Source organism: Hymenobacter sedentarius (assembly GCF_001507645.1).
Lineage (GTDB): Bacteria > Bacteroidota > Bacteroidia > Cytophagales > Hymenobacteraceae > Hymenobacter > Hymenobacter sedentarius.
Map to the genome: position 1 here is coordinate 2,510,956 of NZ_CP013909.1, position 18,773 is coordinate 2,529,728.

Annotated in this window: 19 protein-coding genes; 14 read left to right on the forward strand and 5 right to left on the reverse strand. The window is 61.3% G+C overall.

Annotated elements, in window-relative coordinates; genetic code table 11:
* Positions 1 to 1,689 (forward strand): SusD/RagB family nutrient-binding outer membrane lipoprotein, encoded by a 1,689-nt coding sequence (locus AUC43_RS10310; RefSeq protein ID WP_071885871.1) that lies wholly within the window; start codon positions 1 to 3, stop codon positions 1,687 to 1,689.
* Positions 1,690 to 1,788: 99 nt separating this feature from the next.
* Here AUC43_RS10310 and prfB read toward each other — a convergent pair.
* Positions 1,789 to 2,866, reverse strand: a protein-coding gene (gene prfB / locus AUC43_RS10315; RefSeq protein ID WP_099092893.1) for a peptide chain release factor 2 whose coding sequence is annotated in 2 segments (ribosomal slippage) — positions 1,789 to 2,805 and positions 2,807 to 2,866 — 1,077 coding nt in all. Because the reading frame shifts where the segments join, the coding sequence is not laid out codon by codon here.
* Between the two features lie 239 nt (positions 2,867 to 3,105).
* On the opposite strand from prfB, the gene AUC43_RS10320 reads away from it, so the two are divergent.
* Genes AUC43_RS10320 through AUC43_RS10330 form a run of 3 tightly spaced genes read left to right on the forward strand, consistent with a single transcriptional unit; the run spans position 3,106 to position 5,558 of the window.
* On the forward strand, positions 3,106 to 3,480 hold the full coding sequence (locus tag AUC43_RS10320) for a CZB domain-containing protein (protein WP_068192760.1): 375 nt from the start codon (positions 3,106 to 3,108) through the stop codon (positions 3,478 to 3,480).
* A gap of 20 nt (positions 3,481 to 3,500) precedes the next feature.
* The gene (locus AUC43_RS10325; protein WP_068192762.1) at positions 3,501 to 5,057 is read left to right on the forward strand and encodes a sensor histidine kinase; all 1,557 of its coding nucleotides are present in this window, start codon (positions 3,501 to 3,503) and stop codon (positions 5,055 to 5,057) included.
* 57 nt (positions 5,058 to 5,114) lie between these two features.
* Positions 5,115 to 5,558: a response regulator gene (locus AUC43_RS10330; RefSeq protein ID WP_068198479.1), complete on the forward strand. Its 444-nt coding sequence runs from the start codon at positions 5,115 to 5,117 to the stop codon at positions 5,556 to 5,558.
* Positions 5,559 to 5,586: 28 nt separating this feature from the next.
* On the opposite strand, the gene AUC43_RS10335 is transcribed toward AUC43_RS10330, so the two are convergent.
* Together AUC43_RS10335 and AUC43_RS10340 are read right to left on the reverse strand one after the other, a co-directional pair.
* On the reverse strand, positions 5,587 to 6,165 hold the full coding sequence (locus AUC43_RS10335; RefSeq protein WP_068192765.1) for a ribonuclease HII: 579 nt from the start codon (positions 6,163 to 6,165) through the stop codon (positions 5,587 to 5,589).
* A gap of 110 nt (positions 6,166 to 6,275) precedes the next feature.
* Positions 6,276 to 6,527 (reverse strand): hypothetical protein, encoded by a 252-nt coding sequence (locus AUC43_RS10340; protein ID WP_068192769.1) that lies wholly within the window; start codon positions 6,525 to 6,527, stop codon positions 6,276 to 6,278.
* 471 nt (positions 6,528 to 6,998) lie between these two features.
* Here AUC43_RS10340 and AUC43_RS10345 point away from each other — a divergent pair, with 471 nt between their 5' ends.
* The 9 genes from AUC43_RS10345 (at position 6,999) to AUC43_RS10385 (ending at position 16,280) form a co-directional block, all read left to right on the forward strand.
* The gene (locus AUC43_RS10345) at positions 6,999 to 7,565 is read left to right on the forward strand and encodes an NUDIX domain-containing protein (RefSeq protein ID WP_068192772.1); all 567 of its coding nucleotides are present in this window, start codon (positions 6,999 to 7,001) and stop codon (positions 7,563 to 7,565) included.
* A 105-nt stretch (positions 7,566 to 7,670) separates the two neighbouring features.
* The gene (locus AUC43_RS10350) at positions 7,671 to 8,495 is read left to right on the forward strand and encodes a lysophospholipid acyltransferase family protein (RefSeq protein WP_068192775.1); all 825 of its coding nucleotides are present in this window, start codon (positions 7,671 to 7,673) and stop codon (positions 8,493 to 8,495) included.
* 27 nt (positions 8,496 to 8,522) lie between these two features.
* On the forward strand, positions 8,523 to 8,810 hold the full coding sequence (gene gatC / locus AUC43_RS10355; protein ID WP_068192777.1) for an Asp-tRNA(Asn)/Glu-tRNA(Gln) amidotransferase subunit GatC: 288 nt from the start codon (positions 8,523 to 8,525) through the stop codon (positions 8,808 to 8,810).
* 51 nt (positions 8,811 to 8,861) lie between these two features.
* Entirely contained in the window at positions 8,862 to 11,627 is a 2,766-nt protein-coding gene (locus tag AUC43_RS10360) for a tetratricopeptide repeat protein (protein ID WP_157781031.1), read from the forward strand.
* A 12-nt stretch (positions 11,628 to 11,639) separates the two neighbouring features.
* Positions 11,640 to 12,359, forward strand: coding sequence for an ABC transporter ATP-binding protein (locus AUC43_RS10365; protein WP_068192783.1), 720 nt, complete (start codon positions 11,640 to 11,642; stop codon positions 12,357 to 12,359).
* Positions 12,360 to 12,413: 54 nt separating this feature from the next.
* Entirely contained in the window at positions 12,414 to 12,962 is a 549-nt protein-coding gene (locus AUC43_RS10370) for a cob(I)yrinic acid a,c-diamide adenosyltransferase (RefSeq protein ID WP_068192786.1), read from the forward strand.
* Between the two features lie 166 nt (positions 12,963 to 13,128).
* Positions 13,129 to 14,193: a branched-chain amino acid aminotransferase gene (locus AUC43_RS10375; protein ID WP_068192789.1), complete on the forward strand. Its 1,065-nt coding sequence runs from the start codon at positions 13,129 to 13,131 to the stop codon at positions 14,191 to 14,193.
* Between the two features lie 154 nt (positions 14,194 to 14,347).
* Positions 14,348 to 15,448, forward strand: a complete 1,101-nt coding sequence (gene gcvT, locus AUC43_RS10380) for a glycine cleavage system aminomethyltransferase GcvT (protein WP_199243432.1) — start codon at positions 14,348 to 14,350, stop codon at positions 15,446 to 15,448.
* Positions 15,449 to 15,551: 103 nt separating this feature from the next.
* Positions 15,552 to 16,280: a 2-phosphosulfolactate phosphatase gene (locus AUC43_RS10385; protein ID WP_068192792.1), complete on the forward strand. Its 729-nt coding sequence runs from the start codon at positions 15,552 to 15,554 to the stop codon at positions 16,278 to 16,280.
* Between the two features lie 54 nt (positions 16,281 to 16,334).
* On the opposite strand, the gene AUC43_RS10390 is transcribed toward AUC43_RS10385, so the two are convergent.
* Together AUC43_RS10390 and dtd are read right to left on the reverse strand one after the other, a co-directional pair.
* Positions 16,335 to 16,676 carry a nucleotide pyrophosphohydrolase gene (locus AUC43_RS10390; RefSeq protein ID WP_068192795.1) on the reverse strand — a complete coding sequence of 114 codons (342 nt, stop codon included), beginning with the start codon at positions 16,674 to 16,676 and terminating at the stop codon, positions 16,335 to 16,337.
* A gap of 33 nt (positions 16,677 to 16,709) precedes the next feature.
* Positions 16,710 to 17,156 (reverse strand): D-aminoacyl-tRNA deacylase, encoded by a 447-nt coding sequence (gene dtd, locus AUC43_RS10395; protein ID WP_068192799.1) that lies wholly within the window; start codon positions 17,154 to 17,156, stop codon positions 16,710 to 16,712.
* Between the two features lie 90 nt (positions 17,157 to 17,246).
* On the opposite strand from dtd, the gene AUC43_RS10400 reads away from it, so the two are divergent.
* A complete protein-coding gene (locus AUC43_RS10400) occupies positions 17,247 to 18,767 on the forward strand; it encodes a hypothetical protein (RefSeq protein ID WP_068192802.1) in 1,521 nt (506 codons plus the stop codon).
* Positions 18,768 to 18,773: the final 6 nt, after the last annotated feature.

Genomic DNA, 18,773 nt, shown 5'->3' on the forward strand with positions numbered 1-18,773 from the left:
ATGAAAGCACTTTTTAAAGTTCTGATTGCGGCGGCTCTTACAACCGCGACAACAGGTTGCGAGAAGTTTCTCGACGTCAACGAAAACCCCAACACGCCCACATCGGTAACACCCGACGCCTTGTTGGCCAATGCCTTGGTTACCACAGCTGCCAACTACACGGGCGGCGTGGCTAATGGCAACAACTACAACACCTACGCCAGCTTTGCGGCCGGCTACTGGGGCAAGTCGGGTACGGTTAGCGGCTTCTCGCCCGAGCGAACATACGTCTACAACAATACCTACAACCAGACGTTGTTCAACGCTACTTACGACAACCTCAACGACTACGAACTCATTCAGCGCAACGGTGCTACGACCCATCCTAACCACGCGGCTATTGCCCGTATTATGAAGGTGTACAACTACCTGCTGCTGGTTGACCAGTTCGGGGACATTCCGTACACGCAGGCCCTGAAAGGCCTTGGGAATACGACGCCTAAATATGACAAGGCCGAGGACATCTACAAGGACTTCGTGGTTCAGCTCAAAGGCGCGGTGGATGACATTAACAGCGTACCTGCCGGGTCTTTGGCCGTGGGCGTAGAGGACGTGGTGTTCAATGGCAGCATGACCCGGTGGAAGGCGTTTGCCAACAGCCTCCGCATGCGCATTCTGTTGCGTCAGTCCTCGACGAATAACGCAGCGCTGAATTCCTATGTTAAGACCGAGTTAGCAGCTCTGCAGACCCAGGCCGCAACCCCCACCGGTGGTGGATTCATCGACCGCGACGTTGTGGTGCAGCCTACCTATACGGCTAACACCAACCAACAGAACCCGTTCTATGACCGTTATGGTTTCGCTCCTGGCGCAACCCGGGCGCAGTCGGAATATAACTTTATTGTACCCACGAACTACATCATCCGTCAGTACGAGTCAAATGCCGACGCGCGCATCGCGCAATTGTATCGTCGCGGCCAGCGCAACAATGGGGCTGCTGACCCGACCCACGCCACGCCGGCTTATGTTGGAACTGACCTGGGTGAAGGAACGCCTCCTCAGTTTAGCGCTGGCGATTGCGGTTGCCAGACGGTAGGCTCGCGTTTTCTGCAGGGTGGTACCTTCCTGCGCGCCGCAACCGCCCCCACGGTGCTAATGCTGTTGTCCGAACACTTGTTCAACAAAGCAGAGCTGGAGGCCCGTGCCTTGTTTGGCGCCTCAGCCGATGCCAAGCAGGACTTCAATGACGGCATCAAGTCTTCGTTCGTGACCACCTTCCGCGACGCTACTACTGCTCCCGCAACCCTGGCTTCGGCTACTTCGGCTAATTTGCCGGGCATTGCGCAGTACAATTCCTACATCACCGCTACCGTCAACCTCACCAATGGTCTAGTGAACTACGACGCTCCTACTACAACGGTGCCTGAAGGAACGGACCCGCAAACGACTCCGCTGACAACTCCTCGCGTTGTCACTGCGCAAGAGAAGATTCTTTACCAGAAGTATTTGGCCGAGAACACCATCGCGGCTACTGAGGCATTGGACGACCTCCGTCGTACGGGGCTGCCACGTATCAAGCTCTCGCTGCAGCGCGGTGCCAATCCGCTGCCCAAGCGTCTGTTCTATCCTCAGTCGGAAGTGAGCACCAACCAGGCCAACATTCCTGCTGGCGTGACGCAATTCACGAAAATCTTCTGGCAGATGGATTAACCATCCCAATAGATTACAAAAAGGGCTGCCCAATCGGGCAGCCCTTTTTTGTTGAGCTAAAACGGCCAGCGGACAGCGAGTGCGTTCGCCGTTATTGGGCTAGCTCTGCATCAAAAATGCCTTGATGTATTCGTCGAGGTCGCCGTCGAGCACGTTCTGCACGTCGGTGCGCTCGATGCCGGTGCGCAGGTCCTTGATGAGCTTGTAGGGGTGCAGCACGTAGTTGCGAATCTGCGAGCCAAAGTCGATGCGCTTCTTGGTGGCTTCTACCTTGTCGCGCTCGGCGTGGCGCTTGTCCATCTCAATCTGGTAGAGGCGCGACTTGAGCATGCGCAGGGCGTGCTCCTTGTTCATGAGCTGGCTGCGCTCAATCTGCACGGCGATGATGATGCCGGAAGGCGCGTGGGTCAGGCGCACGGCCGTTTCCACTTTGTTCACGTTCTGGCCACCCGCGCCGCCGGCCCGGAAGGTATCCCAGGAGATGTCGGCGGGGTTGATGTCGATGGTGATGGTGTCATCAATCACCGGATAGGCAAACACCGACGCGAACGACGTGTGGCGCCGGCCGCTGCTGTCGAAGGGCGACATGCGCACCAGCCGGTGCACGCCGATTTCGCTTTTGAGGTAGCCGTAGGCAAAGTCCCCGTCGATTTCCAACGACGCCGACTTGATGCCGGCCCCTTCGCCGGGCTGGTAGCTGATTTGGCGCACGCCAAAGCCGTGCCGTTCGGCCCACATGATGTACATGCGCATGAGCATTTCGGCCCAGTCCTGGCTTTCGGTGCCGCCGGCGCCGGGGTTGATGTCGATGATGGCCGAGAGCTGGTCTTCCTCATCAGAGAGCATGCGCTTAAACTCCAGCTCTTCCACTTTCTTCGTAGTGGCGTCGTAGTCGGCTTGCATCTCGGCCTCGGGCACATCGCCTTCTTTGTAGAAGTCGAACAGCACCTCGGTGTCGGCCAGGGCCTGTTGCACGGCGTCGTACTCGTCGGTCCAGGTCTTGATGGCCTTGATTTCGCGCAGGGTGGCCTCGGCGGCTTTGGAGTCGTCCCAGAAGCCCGGGGCCACGGTTTGCGCCTCGGCTGCAGCTATTTGTGTTTTACGGGTATCGTAGTCAAAGATACCTCCTCAGGGCCTCGGCGCGGCCCTTCAAGTCCTTTATCTGGTCTTGGGTCATGGTGGGAAAATGGATAAGAAAGGGATGCCCTAAAAGGCTTCCCGATAAGTCGGTCCGCTTTCGGAGTGGCCCGCTAAAGCGCGAAAGTACCATATTCTGGGGCGGCAGGCCGCCTGCTGCAGCCGGGCGGACATTCGGGAAACCCGAGCGCGGGGTTGGGCCAGCCGATTAAACTTCCGCTGCGGCCTCACAATTCTGGGTTCGCGCTGTTTTAAAGTCTAAGCTACTTTAATTTGTACATGAATAGCCAAGAGCTAAAACAGGACTTTGAATCGGCCCGCATTAGGCACGTGCATTTTAAAAGCCGGCTGCGTTCGTTTCTGTTTGGGAATGGAGGCGACGAAGAATTGCTGCGCGACCCCGAACTGTGTAGCCTGGGGCAGTGGATAACCAGCCAACTACGCGGCAGCGGCCCGTATGCCCACCTGCCCGAAGCCCGCCGGTTCGACCAGGAGCACGTGCGGATGCACCGCGAAGCAAGCCGTCTGATTGACCTTTACCAAGCCGGCCGCGCCGATGAAGCCCTCACCGGATTTGGCCCCCTGCAGGAGTTGGCTGACGAAATGGTGGGTCTGCTGCAAACTATGGAGGCGAAGCTGCGTACCGAGGCCTGATAATTTGACGGTACAGCAGCATGAAAATCACGCTTACTACTAAGCTATTTGCCGGGTTTGTCTTATTGCTGGCGCTCTTTTCGGTGGTGGTGCTTTTCTACTACCAGCTGGCCGGGCAGGTAGTACAAAACGCGCGGAAAGTAGAAGCCTCCCAGCGCATTTCGAATGATGCATCGACGTTACTGCGCCATATTATTGACATGGAAACCGGGTTTCGGGGCTACCTGCTCATCGGCAACGAGCGCACCCTGGCGCCCTACTACGAGGGCGAGCGGCAGCTCATAGGCCGGTTTGCACAGTTGCGGGCCCTGGTCACGGAGTCGCCCGACCAGGTTGAGCTGATTGACCAGACCCAGCGGCTGTTTCAGCAGTGGGCTGGGTACAGCCATTTGCTGGTGGCCGAAAAGCGCGAAGCCCGCCGCCGCAACGCTCGGCAGAGCGGGCTGGAAGGACTGCCGCACCGACGCCTTACGGAAGGACTGACCGGCAAGCAGGTGATGGACAACATTCGGGAGCGGCTCGCGGCTTTTGAGCGCCGCGAAGCCCTTATCCGCCAGCAGCTGCGCCAGCGGCTCGACGACAGCATTGGGCGGGCGCAGTGGCTTTCGGCCGGCCTGGCCGCGGCCGCGCTGATACTAGGGCTGCTCTGGGCGGTGTACATCGTGCGGGTGTTTGCCCGGCGCCTGCGCAGCATGCTGGACTTGGCCCGGCGCATGGCCGGTGGGGACTACAACAGCCAGATTGTGGACACGGAGCAGGACGAGGTGAGCGAGCTCACCTCGGCGCTCAACGTGATGGCCCGCACGGTGGGCGCCAACATCCGACAGCTCGAAAGCCGCAACCAGGAGCTAGACCAGTTTGCCTACGTGGTGTCGCACGACCTGAAGGCACCACTCCGCGGCATCGAAAGTGCTTCGCGCTGGATTGAAGAAGACATGGGGAAGGACGCCCTGCCGGAGCACATCCGGGAGTTTTTGGGCATGATGCGCCAGCGGGTGCACCGCATGGAGAAGCTCATCACCGGCATTCTGGACCTGGCCCGCGTGGGCCGGGTGGCCCAGGCCGATGAAACGGTATTTGTGCGGTCGCTGCTGCGCGAAGTCATTGATTCGCTCAACCCGCCCCCGGGCTTCAACGTGGAGCTGCCGTTTTTCCTGCCCACGCTCACCACCAATGCCGTGCAGCTGCAGCAGGTGTTTGCCAACCTCATCAGCAATGCCCTCAAGTACCACGACCACCCCGAGTCCGGCACCGTGCACATTGGCTGCGACGACGCGGGCGAATTCTACCTGTTTTCAGTGGCCGACGACGGCCCCGGAATTGACCCGGATTACCACGACCGTATTTTCGTTATTTTCCAGACCCTGACCGAACGGGATACCCTGGAAAGCACGGGCGTGGGGCTGGCCATTGTGAAAAAAATTGTGGAGCGCCAGGGCGGCCGTATTGGGGTGAAATCGGCGGAGGGCCAAGGCGCTAAGTTCATTTTTACCTGGCCCAAGCACCCACCCAAAGCCAAGCCCGCGGCACCGGCCATGGCCGCCGTGCCCCCTTCTGCCGTACCACTTCCTAACTAAGGGCAGCCCGGAGCTGCTTTTGCGGGCATATTCCCGCGGTTGAAAATTGCTAAGCCTATGTCCGCCGATTATCCCACGCCCAGCATTCTGCTCGTGGAAGACGACCAGATGGACGTCATGAACGTGCAACGCGAGTTGCGCCGCCAAAACATCAACGTGCCCCTGCTGCTGGCCCGCAACGGGCGCGATGCCCTCAAAATGCTGCGCGGCGAAGGCTCGGAACCCAAAATTGCCAAGCCCAGCGTGGTGATGCTCGACATCAACATGCCCCGCATGAACGGCCTAGAGCTGCTCGAAACCCTGCGTTCCGACCCCGAGTTTGTTGGGCTGAACGTCTTTATCATGACGACCTCGGACCTGGAATCGGAACGACTGAAGGCGCAGCAGCTTGCCGTAAGTGGCTACATCATCAAGCCCCTGAGCTTTGATACCTTCGGCGAAGGCGGCACCAGCGTCGATGGCTTTAGCCTGTTTTTGGACCTGCTTAAACTGAAGGATTAGGCATCGCCTGCTTAGCCCAATTTCGCTGCTACAGCAGCCGAAACCCCATGCGGTGGTGTGGGGTGGGCCCGTGCGCCAGAATGGCGGCCCGGTGGCTCTGGGTAGGGTAGCCCGCGTTCTGGGTCCAGCCATAGGCCGGGTATTCGGCCGCCAGGGCCTCCATGTGTTCGTCGCGGAACGTCTTGGCAAGGATGGAAGCGGCGGCAATGCTGCGGTAGAGGCCATCGCCCCCAATGATGCAGGTGTGAGAGAAGCCGACCAGCGGCCGAAACCGGTTGCCATCGACCAGCAAGTGCTCGGGCACCACGGGCAGGGCGGCCACGGCCCGGTGCATGGCCAGATAGCTGGCCTGGGCAATGTTGAGGCTGCCAATTTCCTCCACCGATGCTTGCCCCACGGCCCAGGCCACGGCTTCGGCGCAGATTTCGGGGCGCAGGGCTTCGCGCCGTTTGGCCGTGAGCTGCTTGGAGTCGTTGAGGAAGCGGGGGCTGAAGTCGGGCGGCAGGATGACGGCCGCCGCAAACACGGGCCCGGCCAGGCAGCCGCGCCCCGCTTCGTCGAGGCCGGCTTCGAGGAAGTGCCCGCTGTGGCTAGCTAAAAGTGACATAAGTGCGCAAAAATAGTCCCGGGTCGTGCCCCCGCCGTTGGCCTAACGCAAACGCCCGGGCGGCCGCAGTAGAGGCGGCCGCCCGGGCGTCGGAAAAGTATCGGGGAATCTTACTTGTGGTCGCCGGCGCTGCTGCCTTCTATGGGAGCGTTGTTTTCGCCGCGGCGGAAGCCCTGGCTGTCGCGGGGGCCTTCGTCAATCTCGCTGTCTTCGTCGGTGGTCAGGTATTCGTTGGTGACGGGGCCCAGGCCCTGGGTCTTCTGCTCCAGGTCGGCTTCGGCCTGGGCGTGCTTGAGGTTGAAGAGGGGGTCGTGCTCGTTGGAATCAGAATTCTGATTGGATTTGGACTTGGACTGAGCCATGGGATAGGGGCCGGCTGGAATGTGGGCAGCCGGAGTAAATGGTACGGTGGAGCACCGGTTAGGGTTGAAAGCACATTCGCACCGCTTCTACAAACAACAGGTTACGCTGTAGCGCGTGGTTGAGCTACCCCTGGCAAACAAAAAGGCCACCGCACAAGTGCGGTGGCCTTAAAGTGGCGGGTCTGGTTTAGAGGTGTCTACCCCACCTGTTCAACCAGAACGCCGCCGCACGAGAGGTCCTTCCTTTCCACATTTCCAGCCCGTGCGGGGGTACTTATGGTTCAAAGATACAAGATTTGGAGGCGGTAGCGCAAAGAATTTTGGGCCAATGCCACAGTTTAGCCGGCCAACGGCAGAATTGGCCCCGCGGATGGCCGGAAATTCCGCCGTTTTGGCCAGTTAGCGGTTGCCTCACAGCGCGTAATTTTGCGGAGGCTTACGCTTATTTTCTCTCTATCCGCTCTTACTGCCGTGCCTGATTTCGACGAAACCCACAACCCCTGGCAAACCCTGAGCACGGAGGTGAAGTACCGCAACGCCTGGATTTCGGTGCGCGAAGACCAGGTGCTGAACCCCGGCGGCGGGCGCGGCATCTACGGCGTGGTGAGCATGCGCAATAAAGCCATCGGCATTATTCCCGTCGATGCCGAGGGCAACACCTGGCTGGTGGGCCAATACCGCTACCCGCTGAACGAGTACAGCTGGGAGATTCCGATGGGCGGGGGATTGCTGGAGCACGACGTGCTGGAATCGGCTCAACGCGAGCTGAAGGAAGAAACCGGCCTGACGGCCGCGCACTGGACGCGCATTGCCCGGCTGCACACCTCTAACTCCGTAACCGACGAAGAAGGGTTTGTGTACTTGGCCGAAGGCCTGACCCACGGCGAAGTGGAGCCGGAAGAAACCGAAGACCTGCGCCTCTGGAAGCTGCCCCTGGCCGAAGCCGTGCGCATGGTGATGGACGACCGCATCACCGACGGCATTAGCGTAGCGGGCTTGCTCAAGGCCGAGAAGGTGTTGGCCCAACGCCGCCCGTAATTGAGCTAAGAGGCCGCGATTGGCCGGCAAGCTTCACGGAAGGGAGGGAGGCTGGCCGGCTCGTACTTCATTATGCCAACCCCGCCATCCCCTAACTTTGCTGGCATGCGCCACCTGCTTCGTTACCTCGGCCATCGTCTGTACACCACCTGGGCCACGTTCTGGTTCCTGGTGCCGTTTGTGCTTACGTACCCGGTGCAGTGGTTTTTTAGCCGGCGCCCGGGCGGTGAGGGGGTGGTGCATGCCCTGAACCGGTTCTGGTCGAAGCTCTCCATTACCATGTGGGGCGTGCCGGTGGAGGTGGTGTGCGAAAGCCCAGTTCCCTATCCCCAGCCTTGCGTGTATGTGGCCAACCACGGCTCCTACATCGACATCATGATGCTGTTCAAGTACATCCCGGGCTTTCTGCAGATGATGGGCAAGGCGTCGTTGGCGCGGGTGCCGGTCTGGGGACCGATTTTTGGCCGGGTCTACATTACCGTGGACCGCACGAGCGCCGTGAGCCGGGGCCGCGCCATGGTGGAGGCCCGCCGCACCCTGGCCGAGGGCAAGAGCATCGCCATTTTCGCCGAAGGCCGCATTTCGCCCAAGCCCGGCAAAGAGCTGCTGCCCTTGCTGGACGGCGCCTTCCAGATGGCCATTGAGGCGGGCGTGCCACTGGTGCCGGTGGGCATGCCCCTGAACCACATGTTTATGCCCGATGTGGAAAAAGGCCTGCGCGTGCGGTACCACCGGCTCAAAATTGTGTTTCATCCACCTATCCCCACGGTTGGGCTCACGCTGGCCGATATCCCGGCGCTGAAGCAGCAAGTGGCGGCGCAGCTGGCGGGCGATTTTTTGCCCGAGGGCGCCGTAAAGCCCGGGCCGAGCACCTGGCGGGCACCGTCCGGCAGTGCGTCTTCGCAACAGCCGCAGTCCGCCCATTCCTGATTTACAAATTATTATTCTGCAACTCCCTTGAGTACTGACATTGGCACCCTGCGCGGCCTGGCCCATTTGGCCCGCCTCGAATTCGACGCAACCCGCGAGCAGCAAATGCTGGCCGACCTGAACAACATCCTCGATTTCGTAGCCCAGCTCGAAGGCCTGGACACCACCGGCGTGGAGCCATTGGTGCACCTTTCGCAGGAAGTAAACGTGCTGCGCGACGACGAAGCCCGCAACACCGTGAGCCACCAGGATGGCCTGCGCAACGCGCCCCGCAAGGACTCGGACTACTTCCGGGTGCCCAAAGTGCTGGAGTAGTTGGCCACGAAACTGCTTTCGAACCCCGCCTGGCGGCACAGTTTTCTGGGGGTGCTGGCTACGCTAGCCGTGGGGCTGGCCGTGTTTTACTACTTCACGGGAGAATCTGGCGCGCTGCCCATGCGCCTGGTGCCACACCTGCAAGCTATTCCGCTTACGCTGGATGCCGTGGCGGCCGGGCCCGTGCGTTTGCCGGTGCAGGCCAGCGGCTTTATCCTAAGCCTGACCCACAACGTGGACGGGCCGTTCACGCAGCCAGGAGTGGCGGCTCTCTTCCTAGTGCTGCTGGCCGTGGGGCTGGCGGGCTGGGTGGCTGTGGTGAGCACCCTGAGCCGCACGGCCTTTGTGGTGGGCATGGTGCCGGTGATTTTCCTGCTGCTTTCGCTCAATACCGAGTCGCTGGGGGTTTTTAACACCGGGGAGCGATATTTCCTGTACCTGATGCTCGGCCTGGTGGGCGGGGCGGCCTTTGGGCTGCACGCGTTTGCGGAGTCGTTGTCGTTGCGCTGGCGCTACGTGGTGATGGGCGTGATAGTGGCCGGGCTGAGTCTGATATTGTTTGCCCAAAGCCAGCTGCCGCCGGTGGAAACGGCCTTGCAAATGGCTGCTTATGCCACGCCGGGCGGCGCAGTGCTGGTGGCGCTGCTGGTGCTGTGGGTGGGAGTGGAGAATATCCGCGCCCTGCTGTGGTTCAATACCCAAGCCGAGCAGCCGGCCAGCCGGTTTGGGCTGGGGCCGTTTTTGGTGGCCAGCCTGCTCTACTTGGGCGCTTTGCTTCTGTATGTGTGGAACGATGGCGCGCTACAGCTCTTTCCCGGGGTGGCCCTGGACCCACTGGTACTGCTGCTGCCTGCGGTGCTCACGGCAGGGCTGGGCCTGCGCCTGCGCGCGCCCAGCTATGCCCAGTGGGTGCCTTACGCCCGGGGCGCAGCTCAACTTTATCCGATACTGGTAATGGGGGCCGCTGGGGCGTTGGCTTATGCCTTTGCCACGGCCAATACGCCCTTGCTGGTAGCGGCCCGGAATTTCACCGGCCTGGCGTTTTTGCTGCTGGGCGGGGCATTCTGGGTGTATGTGCTCATCAATTTTATGCCGCTCATCCGGCAGAGGCTGCGTGTGTACCGCGTGGTGTTTGAGCCCCGGCGGCTGCCGTTCTATACCGTGTACATTCTGGCGGTGGGCAGCATCGCCATCATCCAGACGCGCCAAAACCTGACCTTGCCCGACCAGGTGCAGGCCGCCCAATACAACAACCTCGGCGACCTGACCCGCCAGCAAAGCGAAGCTCAGCCCGACGATATGGGCCTGGCCCTGCTGGCCGAACGCTACTACGCCGAAAGCGGCGACGTGCTTTACCGCTCCAACCTGCACGCGCAGTTGGGCCGGGCGGCGCTCTACCGCTTCCGGGCGCAGCGCCAAAACGAAATCAACGCCCTGCGCCGCGCCCTGCTCCGCGAGCCCAACGAGAAAGTATCGGTGCGGCTGGCCTCGCTGTTTAACGAGCCCGGCGACTTGTTTGAGGGGCTGGAAGTGCTGCGGCGCGGGCTGAAAGCGCAGCCGCACAGCGCGACCCTGGCCGGCGATTTAGCTCAACTTTTCACCCAAACGTCCCTCACGGATTCGGTCGCCTACTACCTGGATAAGACCGAGCAGCTGGCGCCCGGCAGCTACGCCAGCCAGACCAACCAGCTGGGGTTTTTGTTGAGCCAGAATTTGCTGGAGGAAGCCAAGCGGGTGAGCGGCAAGCTCCGGGTGCGGGACCAGGAGCCAGCGCTGGCCAGCAATTACTTGCTTTTGCAGCTGCGCGCGGCCACTACGCCTGCCCAGCTGCGGGCGGCCCTCGGGCCCGACCAGAAGCACGTAGCTCCCGACCCTAAGCTGATGGTGCTGGACGACGCCAGTTTTGCCCAGCTGTACCATTGGGTGCTGGTGAGCATCGGGCAGCAAAACAACCGGCTCACCAGCGCGATGGTAGCGCCGCTGGCCCAGCTGGCGGCTCGCGAGGCCAACGCTTCGTACTACGAGCAGCTGGAGTTTCTGCAGGCGCTGGCCTTGCACGCTGTGGGGCAGGAGCGGGCCGCCCGGCAGCGGCTGCTGCCTTTGGCCTCAGGCACCACGGCCACGGCCGGTTACTACCAGCAGCTGCTGGGAATGTGGCAGTTGCAGCAAGGCCAATACGCCACGGCCGCCGATCAATTGGGCTACGCCGCGGCCAATGGTGTGACCACGGCCCGTAGCGCCCGGTTCTACGCGCTGGCCCTGAGTGGGCAGATGGACTCGGCGCGGGCCGTAGCGGCCCAACTGGTGGCTTCTCCTGATTCGGCGCTGCGAGAGCAGGGGCGCCAGGCCCAGCAGCAATTGGCAGCCGGAAATCTAGCGGCCAGCCCAACGACCCTGCGGCGGGTGGGCGACGACTGGCTGAGTGAGGCGCAGCGGGTAGAGCAGCAGCCCAACGGCGTAGTCATTGCCCGGACCGACTACCAGCGCATCGTGCGCGAGGCGCCCTTTAATGAGCCCGCCATTATAGCGGCGGCGGCCTTCCACACGCGCCGCCACGAGTACGCGGCGGCCTACGAAGCCCTACGCGCCGGCCTCAACGAAAACCCTGGCTCGCTGCCGCTGTTGGGGGCATGCGTGCTGGCGGCGGCCGACGCCGGGCTGACCGAATATGCCACCGACGCCTTGGCTCAACTGCGCAAGCGGCTGTCTCCAGCTACGTATGCTACTTTAGCTGCTGACTACGCGGCCCACCAAGCAGCCCGCGCGGCCCGGCAGGCATCTTTCCCCGAGGCGCCGGCTTCCCCACCTCTGCAATAAGACCTTTGTGCCATGAACGCGAACGTAATTGAGACCACGGCCATCGCCAAAACCTACGTCATGGGTGCGGAGGTAATCCATGCCTTGCGCTCGATTACCATCCAGATTCCGCGCGGCGAGTACGTGGCGTTCATGGGCCCCTCGGGCTCGGGCAAGTCTACGCTGATGAACATCATCGGCTGCCTCGATACGCCGTCCAGCGGCCAGTACATTCTCAATGGCCAGGACGTCAGCCGCATGAGCGACAACCAGCTGGCCGAAGTGCGCAACAAGGAAATCGGCTTCGTCTTCCAAAGCTTCAACCTGCTGCCCCGCGCCAGCGCCCTCGACAACGTGGCGCTGCCCCTCATCTACGCGGGCCTGGGCAAGCGCGAGCGCAACGAGCGCGCCATGGAAAGCCTGCGCTCGGTGGGCCTGGCCGACCGCGCCCTGCACCGGCCCAACGAGCTCAGCGGTGGCCAGCGCCAGCGCGTGGCTATTGCCCGCGCCTTGGTCAACAGCCCCAGCGTGCTGCTGGCCGACGAACCCACCGGTGCCCTCGACTCCAAGACCAGCCACGAAATCATGGACCTGTTTGAGGCCCTGTACGCCAAAGGCAACACCATTATCATGGTAACGCACGAGGAGGATATTGCCCGCTATGCCCACCGCATTGTGCGCCTGCGCGACGGCTTGCTGGAGTCGGATGAGGTGAACAAGGAAGTGCGCGTTCACGCCCTAGCCAACCATTAAGCCGGCCGCTTCCCTGTTTGCTAAGCTGGGGAACTACCGTTTATCCCGGAAGTCATGAAAATCTATACCAAGACCGGCGACCAGGGCCTGACCTCCCTCATTGGGGGCACCCGCGTGCCGAAAAGCAGCTTGCGCATCGAATGCTACGGCACGGTAGACGAGCTGAACTCGCACATTGGGCTGGTGCGCGACCAGGACGTAAACGCCGCCCGCCGGCCGCTGCTCAAGGAAATTCAGGACCGGCTCTTCACCATGGGCTCGGCCCTGGCCGCCGACCCCGAGAAGTCGAAGATGAAGCTGCCCGACCTCCACCCCGCCGACGTAACGCTGCTGGAAGACGAAATGGACCGTATGAACGCCGAACTGCCCGAGCTGCGCGCCTTTATTCTGCCGGGCGGGCACCCCGCCGTGAGCCAGGCCCACGTGGCCCGCTGCGTGTGCCGCCGGGCTGAGCGCATGGTCATCCACCTGAGCGAAGACTCGTTTGTGGCCGACCTGGTGGTGGTGTATCTGAACCGTCTCTCCGATTACCTGTTTGTCCTCAGCCGCTACATGGCCCACGAACTGGGCGTAGAAGAAGTAACCTGGAAGGCACGACTCTAGCCCCGTTGGGGTTGCAGCATTATTGAGCTGGTTTTAACCTGACTACACGGCGCTAGCCGGCTGCCTTTCCTACCGAACTTTCCTTAGATTTTATAATTTCAGCCACCCTACCTTCAACTTCCGTACTCGGAAAATCCCACCCACCAGTACCCAGAAATTAAACGTTATGATTGACATTCTCCCCATTAGCACGCAGCGCACCACGGCCTCGCGCCTGGCCGAGCTCGACCCTACCAACCTGGAGTTCGGCAAGGTGTTTTCTGACCACATGTTTGCCATGGATTACCACAATGGCGAGTGGCAGGAAGCCCAGATAGTGCCCTACGGCAACATGGCAGTGAGCCCCGCAAACTCGGCGCTGCACTACGGGCAGGCCATTTTTGAAGGCATGAAGGCTTACCACCAGGCCGATGGGGGAGTTGCCCTGTTTCGCCCCCTCGACAACTGGGCCCGCCTCAACACCTCGGCCGAGCGCATGTGCATGCCCACCGTGCCCGAGGAACTGTTTATGCAAGGCCTGCGCGAGCTGATTCGCCTGGATTCGGCCTGGGTGCCCACGGGCAGCGGCAGCTCGCTCTACATCCGGCCCTTCATGTTTGCCACCGATGGCTTCATCGGCGTGCGGCCTTCGGAATCGTACCGTTTCATGATTTTCACCAGCCCCGTGGGGCTGTATTACAACAAGCCCCTGCGGGTGCGCTTCGAGCAGAAGTACGTGCGGGCCGCCCCCGGCGGCGCGGGCTACGCCAAAAACGCCGGTAACTACGGCGCGGCCATGTACCCCACCAAACTGGCCCAGCAGGAAGGCTACAACCAGCTCATCTGGACCGATGCCACCGAGCACCAGTACGTGGAAGAATCGGGCACGATGAACGCCATTTTCGTCATCGACGGCAAGGTGGTAACGCCCGCCTTGAGTACCTCCATCCTCGACGGCGTTACGCGCCGCAGCGTGCTGGAACTGGCCCGCGACATGGGCCTGACCGTGGAAGAGCGCAAAGTGAGCAGCCACGAGATAATAGCTGCCCTGAAAGCCGGCAAGCTGGAAGAAGCTTTCGGCGCCGGTACGGCAGCTACAATTGCGCCCATTGCCACCATTGGCCACGAAGGCCACGATTATGAGCTGCCCGTGGTTGGCCCAACGGCCTTCTCCAAGCGCGTGGGCGCGGCGCTTGATGCCATTCGTACCGGCGAAGGTGCCGACGTGCACAACTGGATGGTGCGCGTGTAGCGAGTAACTAAGCGGCAGAATGACTGAGCGACTCACTCATTTTTGCCGCCGCCCAAGAAAAGCCGCTTCAAGCTGAAGCGGCTTTTCTTTTTTGCCGCACCTTTGCACCGCCAAGTACATTCCCACTCCGTCACTCCGCTACTCCGTCACTATTATGACCGTTTCCCTGAAAACCGTTACCCTCAACGACACGCACCGCAAGTTGGGTGCTAAAATGGTCCCCTTTGCCGGCTACGACATGCCGGTGCGGTACTCCTCTGACCTCGACGAGCACCACACGGTGCGCCGCGCAGTGGGCATTTTCGACGTGTCGCACATGGGCGAGTTCCGGGTGCGGGGCCCACACGCACTGGAGCTGATTCAGCGCGTGACCAGCAACGACGCCAGCAAGCTCGCCGATGGCAAAGCCCAGTATTCCTGCCTGCCCAACCGCACCGGCGGCATCGTGGACGACCTGCTGGTGTACAAGCTGGCCGATGAGGACTACATGCTGGTCGTGAATGCCTCCAACATCGAAAAAGACTGGAACTGGATTCGGGAGCACAACACCCAGGGCGTGGAAATGGAAGACATTTCCGACCGCACCAGCCTGTTTGCTGTGCAGGGCCCCAAGGCCATTGCCGCCCTGCAGCCCCTCACGGACGTGGACCTGAGCAGCATTCCCTACTACTCCTTCGTGCAGGGCACCTTTGCCGGCGCGCCCGATGTCATCATTTCGGCCACGGGCTACACCGGCGCCGGCGGCTTCGAGCTGTATGTTCCGAACGAGCACGCAGCCGACGTCTGGGATAAAATCATGATTGCTGGGCAGGCGTACGGCATCAAGCCCATCGGCCTGGGCGCCCGCGACACGCTCCGCCTCGAAATGGGTTTTGCCCTCTACGGCAACGACATCGACGACACCACCTCGCCCCTGGAAGCCGGCCTGGGCTGGATTACCAAATTCACCAAGGACTTCACCAACGCCGAAAACCTCAAAAAACAGAAGGAGGCCGGGGTTAGCAAAAAGCTCGTGGCCTTTATCATGGATGGCACTGGCATTCCGCGCGGCCACTACGAGCTGGTAGACGCCGAAGGCAACAAAATCGGCGACGTCACCAGCGGCACGCAGTCGCCTTCGCTCGGCAAAGGCATCGGCATGGGCTACGTGAAAACGGAGTTTTCTGCCCCCGGCACCCAGATTTTTGTGCAGATACGCGGCAAAAACCTGCCGGCTACCGTCAGCAAACTGCCCCTGACCAAAGGCGCCGAATAGAATTATGAGTTTTGAATTATGAGTGCTGAGTTGGTCGTGAGATAATTCTTGAACTCATAGCGCTAAACTCAGCACTCATAACTCAAAACTCATAACTCCAGGAGTGCCCAAGCTAGATATTTGCTTTTCGCCAGACTTGCTGCCCCTGTATGACCTGCGCGGCCAGGTAGCTGTGATTGTAGACATTCTGCGGGCGTCTAGCACCATTGTAACGGCCCTGGGGGAGGGCGTGACGCACGTTTTCCCTGTTGCGTCGCTGGAAGAATGCACAGCCTACGGACAGCAGCACGGCTGCCTTACTGCAGCCGAGCGCGACGGCCTGCCCGCCGCGGGCTTTGACCTGGGCAACTCGCCGTTTGGGTTTTTGGAGGCCAGTCGGCCAGTGCGGGGGCGGGCCCTCACCATCAGCACCACCAATGGTACGGCGGCCCTGCGGCGCTCCCTGGCCGCGGAAGCGGTGGTAGTGGGGGCATTTCTGAACTTAGCCGCCGTGGCTGATTTTGCCCGCCAGCAAGGCCGCGACGTGCTGGTGGTGTGCGCCGGTTGGAAAGGTCAGTTTTGCCTGGAAGACACGGTATTTGGCGGGGCGCTGGCCGAACGGCTGGCAGCAGATTTCGACGTGAGCAGCTCCGATGCCACCCTGGCGGCGCTGCACCTCTGGCAGCAGGGCAAAACCAATTTGCCAGCGTACCTACTGCAATCAGCCCACGTCCGCCGGCTCAACTCGCTAGAGGCCAGCCAAGACTTTGAGTTTTGTATGCGGGTTGATGCCTACGCCGGCGTCCTCCCGCTGTGGCAGGACGACCGTTTGGTCGACGCTGCGCTTAATTGAGAATGAGGAATGAGGAATGAAGAATTGGATTTCGGCTGAAGTGGCCGAACTTCCTCATTCCTCATTCCTCATTCTTAATTTTTCATTATCCTGATGCCGCTGGGAGTCGCGCTGGGTCTTCTTGGCCAAGTTGCGGGTTAGGGCTTCCGTCAGGTCGACGCCGGTTTGGTTGGCCAGGCAAATGACCACGAACAGTACATCGGCCAGCTCGTCGCCCAGGTCCCGGCCTTTGTCTGATTCTTTAAACGACTGCTCGCCGTATTGCCGGGAGATGAGCCGTGCCACTTCGCCCACCTCCTCGGTGAGGATGGCCATGTTGGTGAGCTCGTTGAAGTAGCGGATGCCCGTGGTGGTTATCCAGGTATCGACGGTCTTTTGGGCTTCTTCGATGGTCATAGGGACAAGAATTGAAAGCGGGATGGCAAAAACTTAAGCCGGGGAATCCAGCACAATGGTCACGGGGCCATCATTAAGCAGGCTCACCTGCATATCGGCCCCGAAGATGCCGGTGGGCACGGGTTTGCCCAATTCAGCCGCTACCATAGCCACAAATTGCTGGTACAGCGGCTCGGCGATGGGGGGCGGTGCGGCGCCAATGTAGCTGGGGCGGTTGCCCTTGCGCGCATCGGCCAGCAGCGTAAACTGGCTCACCACCAGAATCTGGCCGTCGGTGTCGACCACGCTGCGGTTCATCTGCCCGTTTTCGTCGCCAAAAATGCGCAGCTGCACCAGCTTGCGGCACATCCAGGTAAGGGAAGCCGTATTATCGGTAGGAGCGAAGCCGGCCAGGACCATCAGCCCGGGGCCAATTTGGCCGGTAATCTGGCCTTCGACGGTAACCTGGGCTTCGCGAACGCGCTGAATAACAAGACGCATGTAAGGGAAATGTGGGATTTAGAGTGAGCGGGCGCACCGATAACACGCGGGCTATGCCGACCTTCGCGGCAACCAGCGCCGAGTTAATTCATGCTTTCATCTGCCGGTACAAATAACGGCCACCAATCTCCCAACCGACTCCTCTGGCTGCTGGCGGCGCTGCTGGCCGTGGCCCTGCTGCGGCTGTGGCGACTTCCCGAAACCGGGCCGCCCGATTTTGATTCGGTGCGCAACTGGCAGGTTATCCAGGAATTGGCGCAGGGTAACTTTGCGCATTTGTTCCACCACGGCAGCCCGGGGTTTCTGCTGCTATATGTGCCGGTAGCAGCTTTCACGTGCGATTTTTTAGTCTTTCAAACGATAAATGCGCTGCTCGGCTTGCTTGGGCTGGGCATCTTCGCGGCCTGGGTGGCTAAGAAAGCTGAGCTGACGGGGCCCGAAACCGCATGCCTTGTGCTGCTGGGCGGCACGTCGCTGCTGCTCACGTTTTCGGGGCGCGATTTTACCATGAGCTCTGTGAGCCTGGTGGTGTTCGCGGGGCTGCTGCAAAGCCATTTTGCGCGGCTGCAGCGGCCGAGTGCAGCCGCGGCGCTACGTGTGGCGGCGTGGCTGGCGGTGGGGCTGTGCGTGAACTATAAATTCCTGTTTGCGCTGCCGATTCTGGCGCTGCTGGAAATCGTGCAGGCCGATGGATTATGGCGGCAGCGGGGGCTTTGGTGGCGGGTCTTGCTGGTGCTGGCGGCGCCTTACGTGCTTTTTGGAGCGCTGGGAGTGCTGGTTGGGCTGCCGTGGTATCGCTGGCTGGCAGTTTACATCCGCACGGTGGTACCAGCGGCAGCCAACGTAGCGGGCCGAAAGACGACGCTGCACCTCGATTTGCTGTATTATCTGCGGTACCTGGCGGGCTATGAGTCTCCGCTGCTGCTCGTTGGGCTGGTACTGGCGGTGGGGCTGGTGTGGCGTGATTGGCGTAACGGCGCCGGTTTTCGGGGCCGGTCACTGCCGCTGCTACCGTACTTGCTGGTGTTGGCAGGTTGCCTGCTGGCCGGCATGTCGCTGCTGATAAAAGCCCCCAGGGGGCTCTTGTTTGCTTACCTGCCGCTGGCGGCCCTGGCGGTGCTGGGCGGCCGCCGCGTGCTGCCTGCTTGGGCCCTGGCCGGGGTGGTGCTGGCCGCCGTGGGGCTTAACCTGCTTCGGATTCAGCGGGAACTGTACGCGCCCCTGCCGACGCGCTACCCGCAGGTGGCGGCGTGGCTACAACAGCACGGCGGCACTAAGGTGGTGAGCACAGTGGGCACGGGGCTAGCGCCGTACCTGAACGAAAGCCAAACTCTGACCATCATCACCGATGAGCGCCAACTGGCCGGGCTGCGTGCGCGAGGCTACCAGTACGTGTTGCTCGATGGCTACTGGCGCGTAGCAGGCGTGCATCGGTTCGATTCGTTGCGACGCCAGGTGCCAGTAGCGGCCTGGGCGGCACCGGAGCTGCAACGGCCGCTGCTATTTCTGGAGCATTCCGAATTTACGGGGCTGGAATACGCCGAAACGCTGGCCGCCTGGCGGGGCGCAGCGGCCGACACGCTGCCGCTGCGCCTTTATCGGCTCAACTAAATAATT

Excerpts from the sequence above, each read along its gene's own strand:
- AUC43_RS10310 (WP_071885871.1), top strand. The coding sequence starts at position 1 with ATGAAAGCACTTTTTAAAGTTCTGATTGCGGCGGCTCTTACAACCGCG.
- AUC43_RS10320 (WP_068192760.1), top strand. The coding sequence starts at position 3,106 with ATGAATAGCCAAGAGCTAAAACAGGACTTTGAATCGGCCCGCATTAGG.
- AUC43_RS10325 (WP_068192762.1), top strand. The coding sequence starts at position 3,501 with ATGAAAATCACGCTTACTACTAAGCTATTTGCCGGGTTTGTCTTATTG.
- AUC43_RS10330 (WP_068198479.1), top strand. The coding sequence starts at position 5,115 with ATGTCCGCCGATTATCCCACGCCCAGCATTCTGCTCGTGGAAGACGAC.
- AUC43_RS10335 (WP_068192765.1), bottom strand. The coding sequence starts at position 6,165 with ATGTCACTTTTAGCTAGCCACAGCGGGCACTTCCTCGAAGCCGGCCTC.
- AUC43_RS10340 (WP_068192769.1), bottom strand. The coding sequence starts at position 6,527 with ATGGCTCAGTCCAAGTCCAAATCCAATCAGAATTCTGATTCCAACGAG.
- AUC43_RS10350 (WP_068192775.1), top strand. The coding sequence starts at position 7,671 with ATGCGCCACCTGCTTCGTTACCTCGGCCATCGTCTGTACACCACCTGG.
- AUC43_RS10365 (WP_068192783.1), top strand. The coding sequence starts at position 11,640 with ATGAACGCGAACGTAATTGAGACCACGGCCATCGCCAAAACCTACGTC.
- AUC43_RS10370 (WP_068192786.1), top strand. The coding sequence starts at position 12,414 with ATGAAAATCTATACCAAGACCGGCGACCAGGGCCTGACCTCCCTCATT.
- AUC43_RS10375 (WP_068192789.1), top strand. The coding sequence starts at position 13,129 with ATGATTGACATTCTCCCCATTAGCACGCAGCGCACCACGGCCTCGCGC.
- gcvT (WP_199243432.1), top strand. The coding sequence starts at position 14,348 with ATGACCGTTTCCCTGAAAACCGTTACCCTCAACGACACGCACCGCAAG.
- AUC43_RS10390 (WP_068192795.1), bottom strand. The coding sequence starts at position 16,676 with ATGACCATCGAAGAAGCCCAAAAGACCGTCGATACCTGGATAACCACC.
- dtd (WP_068192799.1), bottom strand. The coding sequence starts at position 17,156 with ATGCGTCTTGTTATTCAGCGCGTTCGCGAAGCCCAGGTTACCGTCGAA.
- AUC43_RS10400 (WP_068192802.1), top strand. The coding sequence starts at position 17,247 with ATGCTTTCATCTGCCGGTACAAATAACGGCCACCAATCTCCCAACCGA.